12 protein-coding genes and 1 rRNA gene are annotated in these 17762 nt (G+C 65.5%); 9 read left to right on the forward strand and 4 right to left on the reverse strand.

From position 1 onward, the window contains the following. Positions 1 to 180: 180 nt before the first annotated feature. A 5S ribosomal RNA gene (gene rrf / locus BM382_RS30460) occupies positions 181 to 296 on the forward strand. A 221-nt stretch (positions 297 to 517) separates the two neighbouring features. Continuing rightward, the gene (gene mrdA, locus BM382_RS30465; protein ID WP_011062421.1) at positions 518 to 2410 is read left to right on the forward strand and encodes a penicillin-binding protein 2; all 1893 of its coding nucleotides are present in this window, start codon (positions 518 to 520) and stop codon (positions 2408 to 2410) included. 1 nt (position 2411) lies between these two features. Here the strand turns inward: mrdA and BM382_RS30470 are convergent, their stop codons facing one another. Further along, complete coding sequence (locus tag BM382_RS30470; RefSeq protein ID WP_015636460.1) at positions 2412 to 3377, reverse strand: LysR family transcriptional regulator; 966 nt, start codon at positions 3375 to 3377, stop codon at positions 2412 to 2414. Positions 3378 to 3555: 178 nt separating this feature from the next. On the opposite strand from BM382_RS30470, the gene BM382_RS30475 reads away from it, so the two are divergent. The 7 genes from BM382_RS30475 to BM382_RS30505 all read left to right on the forward strand — a co-directional run bounded on the left by BM382_RS30475 (position 3556) and on the right by BM382_RS30505 (position 13211). After that, positions 3556 to 4869, forward strand: coding sequence for an MFS transporter (locus BM382_RS30475; protein WP_011062419.1), 1314 nt, complete (start codon positions 3556 to 3558; stop codon positions 4867 to 4869). 19 nt (positions 4870 to 4888) lie between these two features. After that, on the forward strand, positions 4889 to 6118 hold the full coding sequence (locus tag BM382_RS30480) for a Zn-dependent hydrolase (RefSeq protein WP_053152963.1): 1230 nt from the start codon (positions 4889 to 4891) through the stop codon (positions 6116 to 6118). 10 nt (positions 6119 to 6128) lie between these two features. Then, the gene (locus BM382_RS30485) at positions 6129 to 7154 is read left to right on the forward strand and encodes a histone deacetylase family protein (protein WP_019094085.1); all 1026 of its coding nucleotides are present in this window, start codon (positions 6129 to 6131) and stop codon (positions 7152 to 7154) included. Positions 7155 to 7611: 457 nt separating this feature from the next. After that, complete coding sequence (locus BM382_RS30490) at positions 7612 to 9516, forward strand: sigma-54-dependent Fis family transcriptional regulator (RefSeq protein ID WP_072445019.1); 1905 nt, start codon at positions 7612 to 7614, stop codon at positions 9514 to 9516. Further along, positions 9516 to 11234 carry an ABC transporter ATP-binding protein gene (locus BM382_RS30495; protein WP_019094086.1) on the forward strand — a complete coding sequence of 573 codons (1719 nt, stop codon included), beginning with the start codon at positions 9516 to 9518 and terminating at the stop codon, positions 11232 to 11234. The genes BM382_RS30490 and BM382_RS30495 overlap by 1 nt, the downstream gene beginning before the upstream one ends. After that, entirely contained in the window at positions 11224 to 11907 is a 684-nt protein-coding gene (locus BM382_RS30500) for a subtilisin-like serine protease QhpE (RefSeq protein WP_072445021.1), read from the forward strand. The genes BM382_RS30495 and BM382_RS30500 overlap by 11 nt, the downstream gene beginning before the upstream one ends. Continuing rightward, positions 11892 to 13211: a flavin-dependent monooxygenase QhpG gene (locus tag BM382_RS30505; protein WP_072445023.1), complete on the forward strand. Its 1320-nt coding sequence runs from the start codon at positions 11892 to 11894 to the stop codon at positions 13209 to 13211. The genes BM382_RS30500 and BM382_RS30505 overlap by 16 nt, the downstream gene beginning before the upstream one ends. Before the next feature lie 143 nt (positions 13212 to 13354). Here the strand turns inward: BM382_RS30505 and BM382_RS30510 are convergent, their stop codons facing one another. From BM382_RS30510 to BM382_RS30520, 3 genes are all read right to left on the reverse strand, one after another. Further along, the gene (locus BM382_RS30510) at positions 13355 to 15274 is read right to left on the reverse strand and encodes an amidohydrolase (protein WP_072445025.1); all 1920 of its coding nucleotides are present in this window, start codon (positions 15272 to 15274) and stop codon (positions 13355 to 13357) included. Between the two features lie 184 nt (positions 15275 to 15458). Then, complete coding sequence (locus BM382_RS30515; protein WP_072445027.1) at positions 15459 to 16949, reverse strand: aldehyde dehydrogenase family protein; 1491 nt, start codon at positions 16947 to 16949, stop codon at positions 15459 to 15461. A gap of 200 nt (positions 16950 to 17149) precedes the next feature. Beyond that, positions 17150 to 17728, reverse strand: a complete 579-nt coding sequence (locus tag BM382_RS30520) for a DUF4337 domain-containing protein (RefSeq protein WP_041774389.1) — start codon at positions 17726 to 17728, stop codon at positions 17150 to 17152. Positions 17729 to 17762 lie beyond the last annotated feature (34 nt).

The following is a 17762-nucleotide window of genomic DNA, read 5'->3' on the forward strand; positions in this document are numbered from 1 at the left end:
CGTTGAGCTAACCAATACTAATTGCCCGTGAGGCTTGACCATATAACACCCAAGCAATTTGCTTAAGAAGCGAGTTGCGGTGTGTGAAGACGATACAAACCGAAAGTTTGCAAACACACAAACCTATTACATACCCATTCGCTGGCACGTTGCATAAGCAACGGACTGGCTACCGAATTTCTTGACGACCATAGAGCGTTGGAACCACCTGATCCCATCCCGAACTCAGAAGTGAAACGATGCATCGCCGATGGTAGTGTGGGGTTTCCCCATGTGAGAGTAGGTCATCGTCAAGATTAAATTCCGAAACCCCAACTGCACATGCAGTTGGGGTTTTGTTTTTGCGCGTGGAAAAACTTGCGCTATCCAAGTAGCCGCCAAGGCGCCATTGATCAGCCGCGATGGAAATCCCCTCAAAGTCCGTGGGTGGTTTTTGGTATGGTGCAGCTCTTTTTAAAGGACTTGAGTTCATCCGCACGGAACAGCGTCGACCTCTATTCACCGAGAAGCTGTAGCAATGCCCGAAGCGATTCCGATCAAGGACCACGAGAAAGAAAGCCGCCTGGTCAACAAACGGCTGCTGGCCTGTGCCGTATTGGTGGTGGCCATCACCTGCGCCCTGGTGGCGCGGATGTATTTTCTGCAAGTGGTGGAGTTCGACTACCACTCCACCGTTTCCGAGAACAACCGCGTCCATGTGCTGCCGATCACTCCCACCCGTGGGTTGATCTACGACCGCAACGGAGTGGTCCTGGCGGACAACCGCCCCAGCTTCAACCTGACGATCACTCGCGAACGCACCACCGACCTCAAGGGCGAGCTGGACACCGTGGTCGATCTGCTGCACTTGCCCCCGGAAGACCGCACGCTGTTCGACAAGGAGATGAAGCAGGCCCGTCATCCCTTCGTCCCCGTGACCCTGTTCTATGAGCTCACCGAAGAGCAGATCGCCGTGCTCGCGGTCAACGAATACCGGTTGCCCGGCCTGGACGTGGAAGCCCAGTTCGTCCGTCACTATCCCCTAGGCGCACACTTTGCCCACTCCATCGGTTACGTCGGGCGGATCAACGAGAAAGAAGCCAAGACCCTGGACTCGGTGGAGTACCGTGGCACCCAATCCATCGGCAAGACCGGCATCGAGAAGTTCTACGAAGCCGAACTGCACGGCCATGTCGGTTATGAGGAAGTAGAAACCAACGCCCAGGGCCGGGTGATGAGAGTGCTCAAGCACACCGATCCGATCCCCGGGAAGAGCATCGTCCTGAGCCTGGACATCAAGCTCCAGGAAGCCGCTGAGGAGGCCCTGGGCGATCGCCGTGGTTCCGTGGTGGCCCTGGACCCGGCCACCGGCGAAGTCCTGGCCATGGTCAGCAAGCCAAGTTTCGACCCCAACCTGTTCGTCACCGGCATCAGCTTCAAGGAATACGCTGCGCTGCACGACTCCATCGACCGGCCCCTGTTCAACCGGGTGCTGCGGGGGCTCTACGCGCCGGGCTCCACCATCAAGCCGGAAGTGGCGATTGCCGGCCTCGATAGCGGCGTGGTTACCGCTTCGACCCGGGTCTTCGATCCGGGCTATTACCAACTGCCGGACTTCGACCACAAGTACCGCAACTGGAACCACAGCGGCGATGGCTGGGTGGACATGGACGCAGCGATCATGCGTTCCAACGACACCTACTTCTATGACCTGGCGCACAAGCTCGGCATCGACCGCCTGCACGACTACATGGCGATGTTCGGTCTGGGCGAGAAGGTCTCTCTGGACATGTTCGAAGAGTCTCCCGGCCTGATGCCCTCCCAGGCCTGGAAACGCGCCACCCGTCGCCAGCCATGGTTCCCGGGGGAAACCGTGATCCTCGGCATCGGCCAGGGCTATATGCAAGTCACGCCGCTGCAATTGGCCCAGGCCACCGCACTGATTGCCAACAAGGGCGTGTGGAACCGTCCGCACCTGGCCAAGACCATCGATGGCGTGGCCCCGGTGGACGAGCATCCGATGCCCAACATCCTGCTGAAGAATCCCCGTGACTGGGATCAGGTCAACCACGGCATGCAGATGGTGATGCACGATCCCCGCGGTATCGCCCGCGCCGCGGCAGCCGGGGCGCAGTACCGCATCGCCGGCAAGAGTGGTACGGCCCAGGTGGTGGCGATCAAGCAGGGCGAGCGCTATGACCGTCTCAAGACCCGCGAGCGCAACCGTGACAACGCCCTGTTCGTGGGCTTCGCCCCGGCGGAGCATCCACAGATCGTGATTTCGGTGATGATCGAGAACGGCGAAGCCGGTGGTCGGGTGGCCGGCCCCGTGGTGCGGCAGATCATGGACGCCTGGCTACTGGACCAGAACGGCCACCTCAAGCCGCAGTACGCGGCCCCGGCCAAGGCCCCTGGCGATCCCCACGTCTGAATCATTTCAACATCAGGCTACCCGGCGCCGGCTCATGCTGACTGAGCATGTGCTGGATGCTCTGCAGAAACAGTACCTCGGCCCGGCTCATGCGCTGCTCGCGGTTCCACAGCAGGTGAATGTCGACATCGGCAATGCCTTCGTGTGGCGGCAGGCGCCACAGCAGCCTGGCGTCGACATCGGCGGCCACCACATGCTCCGGCAGGCAACCGATGCCAAAGCCGGCGATCACCAGGCGTCGTACTTCTTCCAGGCTCGGGGATGAGGCGACGATGCGCCCGCTGAAGCCCTGCTGATCGCGAAAGATGGTCAGCGGCGAGAGCATGCCGCCGATCTGGTCGCTGGTGAAACTGACGAAATTCTCCCGTTGCAGATCGCCCTCGGCCACATCCCCGCGGCCGAACAGCGGGTGGTGCTTGCCGCAGAAAAACGCATAGCGCTGACGCAGGAACAGCCGCTGTTCCAGGCGCGGCTGTGGCCGGCGGTTAAGGCTCAAGCCCAGGGTCGCGGTCTTTTCCTGCAGGGCGCTGACGATATCCGAGCTGCGCATCACTTCCACCTCCAGATCGACCCGCGGGTGCTGACGATGGAAGTCGGCCAGGAAGTCGTCGAAACGTTCGCTGAAGATCCGGCTGATGATCAACAGCCGCACTTTGCCGATCACTTCGTCGGCGGGCTGTTCCAGCATGCTGCTGACCTGGGACATCTGGCCGTAGATCTCTCCGGCCAGTGCGAAAATCTGCTCACCCACTTCGGTCAGGGCAAAGCGTGGGCCGCGCCGGGCAATCAACTGCCGGCCCAGTTGTTCTTCCAGGCGCTTGAGGGCCTGGCTGACCGCCGGCTGGGTCAAGTGCAGGCGCGCCGCTGCACGGCTGATGCTCAGCTCCTGGCCAATCACCCGAAAGGTGCGCAACAGGTTCCAGTCGAGGCGGTCGTTGAGCAGGCGGCGGGCATCGCGGTCGGACATGGCAGGGGCTCTGGTTCGGGCTGTAGCTGAATAATAAGCCAGGATAATAATCGAGATAACCAATAGAAAATTGACTAATTATCCCCCGGAACGGATAAATCCACCCCAGACAGGTGCCAGCAGAAGCCCCTGCGCCCGACCCTTCCTCCTGCCAAAAAAATAATCAAGGGAGCCAACCATGAAGCCTTCCGCTTCGCCTCAGCCTCGCCGGGCTGCGGCCGCCGCCTTTATCGGCACCATGATCGAATGGTACGACTTCTACATCTACGCCACCGCCGCGGCGCTGGTGTTCGGTGCCTTGTTCTTCCCCTCCGACGACAAGCTGTTCAGCACCATGGCCGCCTTCGGCACCTTTGCCGTGGGCTTCTTCGCCCGACCTTTGGGGGGCATCATCTTTGGCCATATCGGCGACCGCATCGGCCGCAAGAAATCCCTGGTCATCACCCTGCTGATGATGGGCGTGGTCACGGTCTGCATCGGCCTGTTGCCAACTTATGCACAGATCGGTGCCCTGGCGCCGGTGCTGCTGATCCTGCTGCGCATCGTCCAGGGCATTGCCGTGGGCGGTGAGTGGGGCGGGGCGGTGTTGATGGCCGGCGAGCACGCGCCCAAGGGGCGGCGCAATTTCTTCGCGTCTTTCGCCCAGCTGGGCAGCCCGGCGGGGCTGATCCTTTCGCTGCTGGCCTTCAGCGCCGTGACCCGCCTGCCCGAGGACGCCCTGATGAGCTGGGGCTGGCGCCTGCCGTTCCTGGCCAGTGCGCTGTTGCTGCTGGTGGGCCTGGCGATTCGCCTGGGGGTCAACGAGTCGCCGGAGTTCCTCGCCAGTCGCGAGCTGGCGGCCAGGTCGCTACGCAAGGAGCAGGCTCCGGTAATGGAGGTGCTGCGCACCGCCTGGCGTCCCTTGCTGCTGTGCATCGGCGCCAACACCCTGGGGATTGCCGGGGTGTATTTCACCAACACCTTCATGATTGCCTACACCACCCAGCAGTTGGAGATACCCCGTTCGCTGATTCTCGAATGCCTGTTCGTGGTGGCGATCATCCAGTTCTGCATCCAGCCCCTGGCGGCCTGGACCGCCGAGAAAATCGGCGCCACGCGCTTTCTATGCCTGGTGTCAGTACTGGCCATGGCCTCGCCCTATCCGATGTTCGTGCTGGTGAGTTCCGGGCAGGCGCCGCTGATGATCCTCGGCATCGCCCTGGCGGTGGTGTGCATGGCTTCCTTCTATGCGGTGATCGCCGGTTACGTCAGCGGCATGTTCGAGACCCGGGTGCGCTACACCGCGATCTCCCTGGCCTATCAGGTCTGCGGTGCCCTGGCCGGCGGCCTGACCCCGCTGATCGGCACCTGGCTGGCCCATCGGTTCATTGGCCAATGGTGGCCGATGGCGGTGTTCTACAGCCTGATCGCTGCCGTTTCGCTGATCTGCGTGCTGGCCCTGGCACGCCGGCACGCTCACGCCCATCGCCTGGAAATGGCATCCCACGCCTGATTGTCTGGAGAATCTGATGATGTTGAAAATCAATGGCCAGCGCCTCTGGGCGAGCCTGATGGCCATGGCCGAAATCGGTGCCACGGCCCGTGGCGGCAGCTGCCGCCTGGCCTTGAGCGATGAAGACCGGGCCGGTCGCGAACTGTTTGCCCACTGGTGCACCGAGGCCGGCATGAGCCTGAGCGTCGACCCCATTGGCAACCTGTTTGCCCGGCGCCCAGGTAGCGACCCGGACGCTGCCCCGGTAATGATGGGCAGCCATCTGGACACCCAGCCCGAAGGCGGGCGCTTTGATGGGGTCTACGGTGTGCTGGCCGGATTGGAAGTGGTACGCACGCTCAATGACCTAGGGATCCAGACCCGCAAGCCCCTGGAAGTGGCGGTCTGGACCAACGAGGAGGGCGCGCGTTTCACCCCGGCGATGTTCGGCTCGGCGGTGTTCACCGGGGTCATGGCCCTGGACGCCGCCCTGGCGGTGCGTGACGCCGATGGCATCAGCGTCGCCCAGGCCCTGCAGCGCACCGGTTATGCCGGCAGCCGGCCCCTGGGCGCAGCGGTGGATGCCTACTTCGAAGCCCATATCGAACAGGGCCCGATCCTTGAAGATAACGCCAAGAGCATCGGCGTGGTCAGCGGCGGCCAGGCCATCTGCTGGCTCGATGTGCAGGTCGAAGGCCTGGCGGCCCACGCCGGTACCACGCCGATGCCGCTACGCAAGGATGCGCTGTACGGCGCGGCGCAGATGATTCTTGCAGTGGAGCAGTTGGCAGCGGATTTTGCCCCCCAGGGTCTGACTACCGTGGGTGAGCTGAGCATCGCCAAGTCGTCGCGCAATACCATTCCCGGCCTGTTGAGCTTCACCGTCGACCTGCGCCACCACCAGGATCGGCAGATCGCCGCCATGGAGCAGCAGGTCGAGGAACGCCTGCAGGCCATCGCCGGCCAGCGCGGGCTCAAGGTCAGTATCAGCCGGCACTGGGTCAGCCCGGCCACGCCATTTGATGCCGAGTGCGTGGCGGCGGTGCAGCAGGCGGTGGATGGCCTGGGCTACCCTCAGCAGTCCATCGTCAGCGGCGCTGGCCACGACGCCATCTTGCTGGCCCGCTATTGCCCGACGGCCATGGTGTTCATTCCCTGTGTCGGTGGCTTGAGCCACAACGAAGCCGAAGACGTGTTGCCCGAAGACGTGCGCCAGGGCGCCGATGTATTGCTTAACGCCGTGCTGGCCCGTGCTGGCCAGGTTGAATAAGGAGAAGGTCATGCGCAGTTTTTTCCACCCCGAACAGTTGCTCCACCATCCACGCAGCTACTACTCGCGCGGCCAGATGCGCATACCCCAGGAGGTGCCGGAGCGCGCCCAGCGCCTGGTGCAGGCCGCACACTCCCTGGGTTTTGCCGTCGAGCAGCCACGGGATGCCGGGATGGCACCATTGCTGGCGGTACACGGCGCGCCGTACTTGGCGTTCCTGCAGGATGCGCACCAGGGCTGGAAGGACATCCCCGAAGACTGGGGCGATGAGGTGATGTCCAACATCTTCGTGCGTGAGCCCAATGCCCTGCGCGGGGTCCTGGCCCAGGCCGCGTGCTACCTGGCCGACGGCAGTTGCCCGGTGGGTGAGTCGACTTGGCGTGCAGCCTACTGGTCGGCGCAAAGTGCCGTCGCCGGGGCCCAGGCGTTGCTCGACGGCGAGCCGGCCGCCTACGCTCTGTGCCGGCCGCCGGGGCACCATGCCCGGGCCGAGGCGGCGGGAGGCTTCTGCTACCTGAACAATGCGGCGATCGCCGCCCAGGTCCTGCGGGACAAATACGCCCGGGTGGCGGTGCTGGACACCGACATGCACCACGGCCAGGGCATCCAGGAAATCTTCTACGAGCGCGCCGATGTGCTGTATGTCTCGGTGCACGGCGACCCGACCAACTTCTACCCGGGGGTGGCCGGGTTCGCCGAGGAGCGTGGCGCCGGGGCAGGGGAGGGCTACAACCTCAACCTGCCGATGGCTCATGGCGCCAGCGAAGGGGATTTCCTCGCCCATCTGGAACAGGCCCTGGCGGCGGTGAAGGCGTTCGATGCCGAGGTGCTGGTGCTGTCTTTGGGGTTCGATATCTATGAACTCGACCCGCAGAGCAAGGTAGCAGTGACCCGCGACGGCTTCGCCATCCTTGGCCAGCGAATCCGCAGCCTTGGCCTGCCGTGCCTGATCGTCCAGGAAGGCGGCTATCACCTGGAAAGCCTGGAGGACAACGCCCGCGCCTTCTTCGCCGATTCTGGCGCCTGGGCCCTGTAGGCACCACCAGCCCCGCCCGCTCGCAGGAGCCGGCTTGCCCGCGAAAGGGGCCTTACGCCTTGCACCCGACTAAAGGCTCTCGTTCGCTGGCAAGCCAGTTCCTGCACAAACTGGCATGCATTCGTCTTAGGAGCCGGCCTGCCGGCTAAGGGGTCTCAAGCCCTGCGCTCGTCTCGGGGCCCTCTTCGCTGGCAGGCCAGTGCCAACGGGAGGGGGGCGTGCGGTACTTGCCATTTGCTTTACGTTAACGTCAAGATGCTCGGGCGCCCGTACCACTGGCGCAGGTTTTGCTTGATCTCCAATGACAGGGTAAGCAATTCAGGGCTGCCCGATGATCCGGGCAAAGCCCCTTTACTGCCCCCTGAACCCGGTGTAGACATTGACCACGGCTTGCGTGCTTCGCGCAATCCAAGGGAGTGGAGCGGGATGCAGCGGGCGGACCGATTCGGAGCGCTTGATGACTCTTATAAAAACAATAAAGGGTGAGCAGCAACACGAAGCCCGGCTGGCCCGGGAACGGCTGCACCTGGAAGGCCAGATCCCCGACGGGGTTCTGCGTGCGGAAATCGATGCCTCATGGCGGCGCAGCCTCAGCCATGGCGTGCACTTTGGCAGCCAGCACCAACTGACCCTGGAATCCAGCGCCAGCCTCGAAGTGCTGCTGGCCAGCAACCGCCTGTTGCTGGACGCGGCGATCCCGGCCATCGACTACCTGAGCCAGCATCAGGGCAAGGACGGGATGATCATCCTGGCCAATGCCGACGCCACCATCCTGGCGATCGAAGGCCGCGCCGACCGTCTCAAGGACAGCGGCGTGCAGGACATCACCCTTGGCGCCTGCTGGAGCGAAGCCACCCGCGGCACCAACGCCCTGGGCACGGCCCTGGTGGAGGCCCGGCCGACCCTGATCGACTGCGGCGAGCACTACCTGGACCGTCTCAGCCATTTCTCCTGCACCTCGGTGCCCATCCAGTGCCCCCAGGGCGAGATTCTGGGCGTGCTCGACCTGACCCGCGAAGGCCCCCTGGGCCGGGCCCAGGACAGCACCGCGCTGCTGGCCATGGCGGTCAGCCAGATCGAAGCCCGGGTGTTCCATGCCACCTACCCGGAGCAGATCGTCCTGGCCTTCCACAGCCGCCGGCAATACCTCGAATCACCGTGGCAGGGGCTGCTGGCCCTGAGCCTGGGCGGGCAGATCCTCGCGGTCAGCGGCCAGGCCTGCCAGTTGCTCAACACCCCGCGCGCTGCCCTGGTGGGCCGGCGCTGCGAAGAGTTCCTCGGGGTCGATGGCCTGCAACTGCTCGCACGCCTGCAACAGGGCGCCGTGGGCAGCCTGCAAACCGCCAAGGGCGAGCTGTTCTACAAGGCCCTGCGGGCGCCGCAGCCAGCGCTCAACCTGCACCGCGCGCAACGCAGCGCTCCGAAAGCCGCAGCCATGCCCCAGGACCTGGAAGCCCTGGCCGGGGGCAACAGCCGCTACGCCCGCACCTTGCGCATGGCCCGTCAGGGCCTGGCCAATGACCTGCCGGTGTTGCTACTGGGCGAAACCGGCACCGGCAAGGAAGTCCTGGCCCGGGCCCTGCACCGCGCCGGCAGCCGCGCCGAGAAACCCTTTGTCGCGGTCAACTGCGCGGCGATCCCCGAAGGCCTGATCGAGTCGGAACTGTTCGGCTATCGCGAAGGCGCCTTCACCGGCTCGCGTCGTGGCGGCATGATCGGGCGCCTGCAACAGGCCCACGGCGGCACCCTGTTCCTCGATGAGATCGGCGACATGCCCCTGGCCCTGCAAGCCCGCCTGCTGCGCGTGCTGCAGGACCGCAAGGTGGCGCCCCTGGGGGCCGGCGAAGAACAGGACATCGACATCGCCCTGATCTGCGCCACCCACCGCGACCTCAAGCAGCAGGTGCAGGACAAGGCTTTTCGCGAAGACCTGTTTTACCGGGTCAACGGCATCAGTGTGCTGTTGCCGGCCCTGCGCGAACGCGAAGACCTGCAGCCCCTGGTGGACAGCTTGCTGGCCAAGCTCGGTGGCGCCCAGGTGAGCCTTAGCGATGAGCTGCGTCGGCTGCTGGCGGACTACCACTGGCCGGGCAATATCCGCCAGCTGGAGATGGTCCTGCGCACAGCCCTGGCCCTGCGCGAAGACGGTGAGTGCCACATCGGCCTGGAGCACCTGCCCGACAGCATGCTCGATGACCTCAATGCCAGTGCCCGACCGCAGACCGGGAGCATCCGCGAGAACGAGCTGGAGCTGATCCGCAGTGCCCTGGACAACCACCAGGGTAATGTCTCGGCGGCAGCGGACGCTCTGGGCATCAGCCGCGCGACCCTGTACCGCAAGCTCAAACAGTTGCGCGCCTGATGCGGCGCCTGATCACCCGGCTGGTGGACAGCCGCGACCCCCAGGCCCTGAGTGCCGCCCTGGGCTGGCTCTACAGTTTCGTGCGGCCCCACCGGCTGGCCATCGGCGGCCTGCTGGGGCTGTCGGTGTGCGCTTCCCTGCTGGTGCTGGTGCAGCCCTGGCTGACCAAGCTGCTGATCGACGACGGCCTGCTGGCCCGGGACTTCCCGCGGCTGGTGCTGATCGCCGCGCTGATGATCGGCGCCGGGCTGCTGGGCACCGTGCTCTCCGGGGTCAACCGCTACCTGCATACGCGGCTGTCCGGGCGCATCCTGTTCGCCCTGCGCGACGACCTCTATCGGCATCTGCAGCGCCTGTCGCCGAGCTTCTACGGCCAGCGGCGGATCGGCGACCTGATGTCGCGCCTGGATGGCGATGTGGCGGAGATCCAGCGCTTTGCCGTGGACTCATTGTTCTCCGCCGTGTCCAGCGTGATCGGCCTGGTGGTGGCGCTGGCCATGCTCCTGACCCTGTCCTGGCAACTGTCGCTGCTGGCCCTGGTGCTGATTCCCCTGGATGTGCTCTGGCTGCGCTGGATGCGGCGCAAGGTGGAGCGCGATGTGCGCCAGTTGCGCGAGCGTTCGGCGGACATGTCCTCGTTCATGGTGGAAACCCTGCCGGTGATGAAGTTCATCCAGAGCGCCGGCCAGCAGCAGCGCGAGGCCCGGCGCCTGGATGGCCTTGGCCAGGGCTACCTGCAACAGCTGCTGAAACTGCAAGTCACCGAGTTCTTCACCCAGGCGGTGCCCGGTACCCTGACCTCGTTGTCCCGGGCCTGCGCCTTCCTGATCGGCGGCTACTGGGTGGTACAGGGCACCTGGCAACTGGGGGCGCTGATTGCCTTTTCCACCTACCTGGGCATGGCGGTGGGCCCGGTGCAGAGCCTGTTGGGCCTGTATGTGGCAATCCAGCGCATGACCGTGAGCCTCGGCCGGGTCATGGAGCTGCGTGGCGAGGAACCGGGCATCAGCAACCCCGAGGCGCCGCTGCCGGTGCCGGAGCAGGGCGAGCTGCATTTTCACGCAGTGCACTTTTGCCACCCGGGCCGCGGCTCGACCCTGCAGGGCATCGAGGCGCGTATTCCCTACGGTCGCAAAGTGGCCCTCAGCGGCACCTCGGGCGCAGGCAAAAGCACGCTCATCGACCTCTTGCAGCGCCACCACGACCCCCAGTCCGGGCAGGTGCTGCTGGGCGGCGTCGATCTGCGTCAGCTGGACCTGGCGCAGTTGCGCCGGCGGGTGGCGGTGGTCAGCCAGGATATCGTGCTGTTTCGCGGCAGCCTGGCGGACAACCTGGCCTACAGCGTGCCCGATGCCAGCCGCGAAGCCGTGGCCGAAGTGGCGCGGCTGGCGCAGTTGCAAGGGCTGATCGAGTCCCTGCCCGAAGGCCTGGACAGCCCCCTGGGGGAGCGCGGCCAGCAATTGTCCGGCGGCCAGAAACAACGCATCGCCATCGCCCGCGCATTGCTCCAGGACCCGATGATCCTGGTGCTGGACGAAGCCACTTCGGCGGTGGACGAGGCCACCGAGCGCGAGGTGATCGAGGCCATCGACCACCTGTTCGCCGGGCGCACGCGGATCCTCATCAGCCACCGACCCTCGACCCTAGCCGATGCCGAACTGCGCTTCGAATTGCGCGATGGCGTACTGCATGCGCTGGAGGTGGCCCATGAAGCCTGAGCTGCGCATCGGCGTGATCGACAGCGGCCATGCCGCCCATCAGCGGGTGGCGGGCGGACGACGCTTCTTCCTGCAGCCCGAAGGGATAGGCCAGGGCCCCTTGCAGGAAGACGCCCTGGGCCATGGCAGCGCGATCATCGAGGCCATCGGCCAGCGCGCGCCGACGGCGCAGGTTTATGTGGCCCAGGTGTTCGACCGGCGCGCAGTCACCAGCGCCGCGCAAGTCAGCGCCGCGCTGCACTGGTTGCTTGCGCAGGACGTGCGCCTGATCAACCTGAGCCTGGGCCTGCGCCAGGATCGCGACCTGCTGCGCCAGGCCTGTGCCGCGGCCGAGGCCCGCGGGGTGCTGTTGTGCGCATCCAGCCCGGCCCAGGGCGAGGCGGTGTTTCCGGCCAGTTACCCCGGGGTGCTGCGCGTCACCGGCGATGCGCGATGCAGCGCGCAGCAGTGGTCATGGCTGAACACCGCCCAGGCTGATTTCGCCGCCTGCGTGCACGGCAGCAGCGCGGGGCAATCCGGCGCCAGCCTGGGGTGCGCGGCCCTGAGCGGGCATATCGCGGCCTACCTGGGTGCCCAGCCGCAAGCCGACAAGGCACAGGTCCGGCAGTGGCTGCAGGACAACGCCCACTACCAGGGGCCGGAACGCCGGCAACAGCCATGCACACCATCCTGATCCTCGGCGCGGGGCCGGCCGGGGCCGCAGTGGCCCTGGGGCTGCGCCGCCTCGGCTACCCGGTGACCCTGGTCAGCGACTGGCGACGCTTTCCGGCCCTGGAAGGGGTCTCGCTGCGGGTGCTTGAAGCCTTGCGCGGTGCCGGCCTGGAACAGGCGCTGGCCCAGGCCCTGCAACCGTCCCAGCGGCGGGTGGCATGGAACGGTGCAGAACATGCGCAGAACATCGAATACCTGCTGGATCGCCCGGCCTTCGACCGCGGCCTGCGGGAGGCCTTGCGCGAAGCGCAGGTCAAGCTGATCGAGGGCCGGGTGCTGGGGGTGCAGTCCAGCGAGGCCGGGCATCGGGTCCAGGTGCAAGGGCAGGGCGAGGTGCGCGGCGAGTTCCTGGTGGAGGCCCGTGGCCGGCAGGCGCCGGTGCTGGACAAAGCCTTGCGCCAGGGGGGCGGCAAGGGCCTGCGCGGCCCGGAAACCGTCAGCCTGCTCAACCGCTGGCAGGGCCCTGGCGGCAGCGCCGCCAGCGCGGTGCACAGCCTGGAGGACGGCTGGGCCTGGATGGCCCGGCGCGAGGACGGCCAGTGCTACTGGCAGCTGACCCTGGATGTGGAGAGCGCCGGGCTGCCGGGCAAGGCGCAGTTGCTGGAGTACTGTCGCCAGCGCCGCCTGGGCTCGGCCATGGCCCGGGAATTCTTTGCCGGTGGCCAGGAGCAGCAATTGCACCTGCATGCCCGCAGCAGCACGGCGATCCTCAACCCCCAGGCCTGTGGCGCGAACTGGCTGCGGGTCGGCGATGCGGCCATGGCCGTGGACCCTTTATCCGGCAACGGCATTTTCCAATCCCTGTCCTCGGCGTTGCAGGCCCCGGCGGTGATCAACACCTTGCTGCAGCAGCCGCAACGTGCAGCGCTGGCGCAGCGTTTTCACGGGCAGCGGGTGGAACAGTTGTTCCTGCGTTTTGCGCGCATCGGCCGGGACTTCTACGCCGACGAGCAACGCTGGCCCGAGCAGCCGTTCTGGCAGGCCCGCCGGCAGTGGCCGGATTGCCAGCCGGCGCACATTGCCGTGGACTTTTCGGCCTTGCGCATCGAGCGCGCCCCGGTGCTGCGCGACGGCCTGGTGGATGAAGCCGAAGTGGTGATCACCCCGGACCAGCCCCTGGGCATCTGGCATGTACAGGGCGTGGAACTGGCGCCGCTGTTGCGCCGTTTGCGCAGCCAGGGGGCGGCCCAGGCCCTGGCGCAGCTGAGCCCGGACCAGAATCGGCTGATACGCAGCTGGTTGCTGGCCCAAGGCTACCGCCCCTGAACGGGGATCGTAGGAGCGAGCTTGCTCGCGAACCGCGCAGCGGCCATCCACCGGAGTGAACCCACGGTCCTTTTCGCCGGCAAGCCGGCTCCTACAGGGGGCACCGGGAGCTGGCGCAGCCCCCGGGCTTGCACTGGCCGCGGTCAGCTACGGGGGTTGAGGTACACCCGCTGGCCGCCTTTCCAGGTTTCGCAGACCTTGATGTCGCGAATCCGGGTGGCCGGGAACTTCTCGTCCAGTGGGTCCTGCTTGAGGATCACGAAGTCGGCGAAGTTCTGGTCCTGCAGGGAGCCGGTCCAGGCCTCGGCATGGCACTGCCAGGCAGCGTCGTAGGTGATGGCTTTCAGCGCCTGCTTGCGGGTCAGGCACTGGCCCTCATTGAGGATGGGTTGCAGGCGCGGGTCATGGACGAACTGGTTGTCATGATTGCGGATGCCTTCCATCTTGCGGGTCACCGCCTGCTCCATCGAACGCAGGGGCCCCAGTGGGGTCACCGAATAGTCGCTGTGCAGGGAAATCCGCAGTTCGTGGTCCAGGGCCGACTTGCAGAGGTCGAGCATGTTGTGTGCCTTCTTTTCGAAAATGGCTTTATCGAAGGCGTAGCCCCAGTAGCCGACATGGCCAATCAAAAAGCTCGGCGACAGGCCCAGGCGCTGCATGGTTTCCAGGGTGCTTTTGCTCAGCAGCGAGCAGTGTTCGATGCGATGGCGCTTGTCCAGGCCGCTCTGGCCCTGCAGGGCCAGGTCATAGGCCTGCAGAGTGAATTCGATGGCCTGGTCGCCGTTGGCATGGATCATCAGCGGCCAGCCTTTTTTCACCGCCGCGTGGATAAATTCCTGGTATTTGACCGGGAGTGTTTTCGGGGTGTCCTCGCCCTCGTCGCACAGATTGAAGTTGCCCACCGGGCGGGCGGTCTCGCAGCAGTAGGGCGCGACCTGATAGCCGGTCAACCCCTGGTTGGACCCGTCCGAGATCACCTTGATCGAGCCCTGATACATGTGCCTGGCCTCTTCCCGCGTGGCCGGCCGATAGTCCGGCAGCAGCTTGAGGGCTTCGAGCGAGTTGTTGCAGGCGGCGGCGTAGCCGATCCGCAGCGTTCTGGGGTGGGACAGGAAGTAGGCGTTCAATACCAGCTTCGACAAGGGGTCCATCATCGCGTCGTACAGCAGGGTGATCCCGCGACTGGCCGCGGTGGCGAAGAAGGTGTCCAGGCGCTCGAAGATCTTCAGCATTGCAAGCTTCTGCCTGGCGGGAATCGACAGGATCCCGGCCACTATCTGGGTTTCCTGCAGCACGCCGTTCTCCACCATGACCCCGGTTCTTTCATGCACCAGATCCCGAGCCGCCGTGTTCATGTAGGCGGTGTGCATGGAGGCACTGATCAGCAGCATCGGCCGCTTGGCCTCGATGGTGTCCAGGTAGCCCTCTTCGGGCGTGTCGCCACATTGCAGGGTAATGAGTTGGTTCAGGCCGCCCGGCACCACCTTGAACGGCATCAGCGCCGGATCGACCAGGTGCCCGAGGACCCAGCTCGTGCTGTCATCGGGGAGGTTGTTCTGGATGGTTTCCTTCAGCCAGCCCCAGGTATAGAGCGGCCGCAGGCGCTGGCTGTTTTTCTCTGGCGCCTGCTGGCTATCGCCGTCGTCGGGCTCGATGGCGCCCAGGTTCAGCCAGCCATCCATGGCGCAGCTCTGCACGATGTGGGCGTGGGGTTCGACCAGGCCGGGCAGCAGGGTCTTGCCGTGCAGCGACTGCTTCTTGTAGTCGATGCCCAGGGCCTGCATGCGGGCTTCGACGGCGGCCAGGGTGCCCGCGGCGACCACGTCGCCGGCATGGATGCCCAGAGCTTCGACCCGCTCATCCATGTTGCCGTCGCGCAAGGGGTAGATGATGCCGTCATGAAACACCAGGGACTCGCCGTTCGCGTCCCTGGCCGGGCCCTGTGCCGCGTTGGGGTGGCTGGCGATATAGCTGGCGGGGTCGAGGGTGTCTTTCAAGGCTTCCCAGACGGGGTTGTGGCAGCCGCACTGGATGTAATCGTGATCATTTCCATTTGATCCCATGATGCTTTCCTCGGGTTTTCGGTGGTGATGAGGCGTTGTGGGGGGATGAGCCCAGGCTCTTCAAACGAGGTGGCCAGCCGGCTCGGGCTGAGCGTAGCAGCGCTTTGCACGGCGAACAGGACGGTCGTCGGGGGGCGCCGGACCACCTCCGGCGCCCCGGGTGGGGCGGTTGGCGCGGGGCGGATCAGAGCTTGATCAGCACTGATTTCAACTCGGTGTAGTGCTCGATGGCCGCGTGCCCCATTTCCCGACCAAGCCCGGACATCTTGTAGCCGCCAAACGGCAGTGCCGGGTCCAGGGCACTGTGGCAGTTGACCCACACCGAACCGGACTTGATCCGCGGAATCATCCGGTGCACCGCCGCCAGGTCGTTGGACCAGATGCTCGCGCCCAGGCCGTAGGGGCTGTCGTTGGCCATGCGCAGGGCGTCGGCCTCATCGTCGAAAGGAATGGCCACCAGCACCGGGCCGAAGATCTCTTCCTGCACCAGCGAATGCCTCTGGTCCACATCCACTATCACCGTCGGCTTGACGAAATACCCCGGGCCGAACTGTTCGCCGCCGCAGGCGATGGTGGCGCCGCTTTCGCGGCCCATCTCGATGTAGCGATAGACCCGCTCCTGCTGGCGCGCGGAAATCAGCGGGCCCATCTCGACGCTGGTGTCCAGGCCATTGCCCAGCTTCATGGCATTGGCGATGCCGGCGATGTCGGCTACCACCTTGTCGAAATGCTTGCGCTGCACATACAGCCGGGAGCCGGCGCAGCAGACCTGGCCCTGGTTGAAGAAGATCGCGCTGGCAGCCCCGGCCGCGGCGCTGGCCAGATCGGCGTCGGCCATGACGATGGTTGGCGACTTGCCCCCCAGTTCCAGGGTTACCCGGGTCATGGAGTCCATGGCGATCTTGCCGATTTCCTTGCCCACGGCGGTGGAGCCGGTGAAGGTCAGCTTGTCCACCAGAGGGTTGCGGGTCAGGGCGCTGCCGGCGGTGATGCCGGTGCCGGTGACTACGTTGAACACGCCGTCGGGGTAGCCGGCTTCCTGCACCAGTTCGGCGAGTTTCAGGGCGCTGAGCGGAGTTTCATCGGCGGGCTTGAGCACCAGGGTGCAACCGGTGGCCAGGGCCGGGCCGAGTTTCCAGCAGGCCAGCAGCAGCGGGAAGTTCCAGGCGACGATGGCGCCGACCACGCCCACGGCTTCGCGGCGGATAAAACTGTGGAACTGATCGTCAGGCATCAGGGGCAGCGAGACCTCGACGCTTGAACCCTCGATCTTGGTCGCCCAGCCGGCCATGTAGCGCAAGAAATCGATGGACAGTTGCACGTCCATGGCCTGGGCCACGGCGGCGCTCTTGCCGTTGTTCAGGCATTCCAGCTGGGCCAGCAGTTCGGCGTCGCGCTGCATCAGGTCGGCGAGTTTCCACAGCAGGTTCTGCCGCTCCCGGGGGCGGGTGCGGGTCCAGGGCGAATCGTCGAAGGCCTGGCGTGCGGCGAGCACTGCGCGATCGACATCGTCCACCGTGGCCCGGGGCACCAGGCACAGCTGTTCGCCGGTGGCGGGGTTGCGCAGGGGCATGGTCTGGCCGTCGCCGGCCTCGGTCCAGTGGGCACCGATCAGCATGCGCGGGGCGCGCTGGATAAAGGCCGTGGTAGCGGCGAGCAGTGGGGCAATAGCCATGGCGAAGCCTCTTGTTGTAGGTGAGGCAGGGGCTTTCGCAATGGCTGTGCCAGTTCCACCCAGGCGCCGCGGCCCCGCTATGGCGGGGCCTGGGGCGCAGTACCGGGGCTTGCGCGGCGGCAGTTTTTCGCAAACTGCGACTGCCCGGTGAGATTCAAGAGACGCATCGGCTGGCAGGTTCCGGGGGCCGGCAGGGGGCTCTAGATGTGCAGCCAGGCCAGGGTGCCCAGTAGCACGCTGCCGCCGGCCGCGCCGTAGGCGAGCTTCTTCAGCCATTCCTTGCGGGTCAGCAGGGTGATGGCCGCCATCGAAATGGCGATCTGGATCGCCATCATCGCCTGGGCCCAGCGATGGTGCTGGTGCAGCGCGGCTTCCGATTGCTCGTCCCAGTCCCGGGCCTCGGCTTCCAGGGCCTCGGCCTTGAGGCGCACCGCTTCCTTTTCCTTCTGGTAGCGCTGGGCTTCGATGCCGTAGTGCGCGGCATCGACTCCGGGAATGTGGGTCGCCAGCTCCGCCAGGTTCTGCCGGCTGGACTTGGCCTGGTAGTAGCTCCACTGGTTGGCGGCTTCGGTCTTTTTCATCGCGGCATTGTTCTTGTCCATCGCCGCCAGGCTTTCCGAGGAGCCGGCCTGATAGCTCAGGAGCGCTCCCAGGGTGGCCATGATCGCCGTCATCACCGCGATCTTGCTGGCGAAGCGGTCACTGCGCGCGTGGGCTTGTTCGCTCACGTGTTCCAGGTGCTTTTCGTGGGGGCTGGGCACATCGAAGTCTTCGGTCATGGCGATCCGATCGGCTGGGTAGGGGGTGTTTCAA

The sequence above is a fragment of the Pseudomonas sp. NFPP25 genome, from assembly GCF_900116505.1.
Classification (GTDB): domain Bacteria; phylum Pseudomonadota; class Gammaproteobacteria; order Pseudomonadales; family Pseudomonadaceae; genus Aquipseudomonas; species Aquipseudomonas protegens.

Coding starts and splice junctions, on each gene's coding strand:
- mrdA (WP_011062421.1), top strand. CDS start 518: ATGCCCGAAGCGATTCCGATCAAGGACCACGAGAAAGAAAGCCGCCTG.
- BM382_RS30470 (WP_015636460.1), bottom strand. CDS start 3,377: ATGTCCGACCGCGATGCCCGCCGCCTGCTCAACGACCGCCTCGACTGG.
- BM382_RS30475 (WP_011062419.1), top strand. CDS start 3,556: ATGAAGCCTTCCGCTTCGCCTCAGCCTCGCCGGGCTGCGGCCGCCGCC.
- BM382_RS30480 (WP_053152963.1), top strand. CDS start 4,889: ATGTTGAAAATCAATGGCCAGCGCCTCTGGGCGAGCCTGATGGCCATG.
- BM382_RS30485 (WP_019094085.1), top strand. CDS start 6,129: ATGCGCAGTTTTTTCCACCCCGAACAGTTGCTCCACCATCCACGCAGC.
- BM382_RS30490 (WP_072445019.1), top strand. CDS start 7,612: ATGACTCTTATAAAAACAATAAAGGGTGAGCAGCAACACGAAGCCCGG.
- BM382_RS30495 (WP_019094086.1), top strand. CDS start 9,516: ATGCGGCGCCTGATCACCCGGCTGGTGGACAGCCGCGACCCCCAGGCC.
- BM382_RS30500 (WP_072445021.1), top strand. CDS start 11,224: ATGAAGCCTGAGCTGCGCATCGGCGTGATCGACAGCGGCCATGCCGCC.
- BM382_RS30505 (WP_072445023.1), top strand. CDS start 11,892: ATGCACACCATCCTGATCCTCGGCGCGGGGCCGGCCGGGGCCGCAGTG.
- BM382_RS30510 (WP_072445025.1), bottom strand. CDS start 15,274: ATGGGATCAAATGGAAATGATCACGATTACATCCAGTGCGGCTGCCAC.
- BM382_RS30515 (WP_072445027.1), bottom strand. CDS start 16,949: ATGGCTATTGCCCCACTGCTCGCCGCTACCACGGCCTTTATCCAGCGC.
- BM382_RS30520 (WP_041774389.1), bottom strand. CDS start 17,728: ATGACCGAAGACTTCGATGTGCCCAGCCCCCACGAAAAGCACCTGGAA.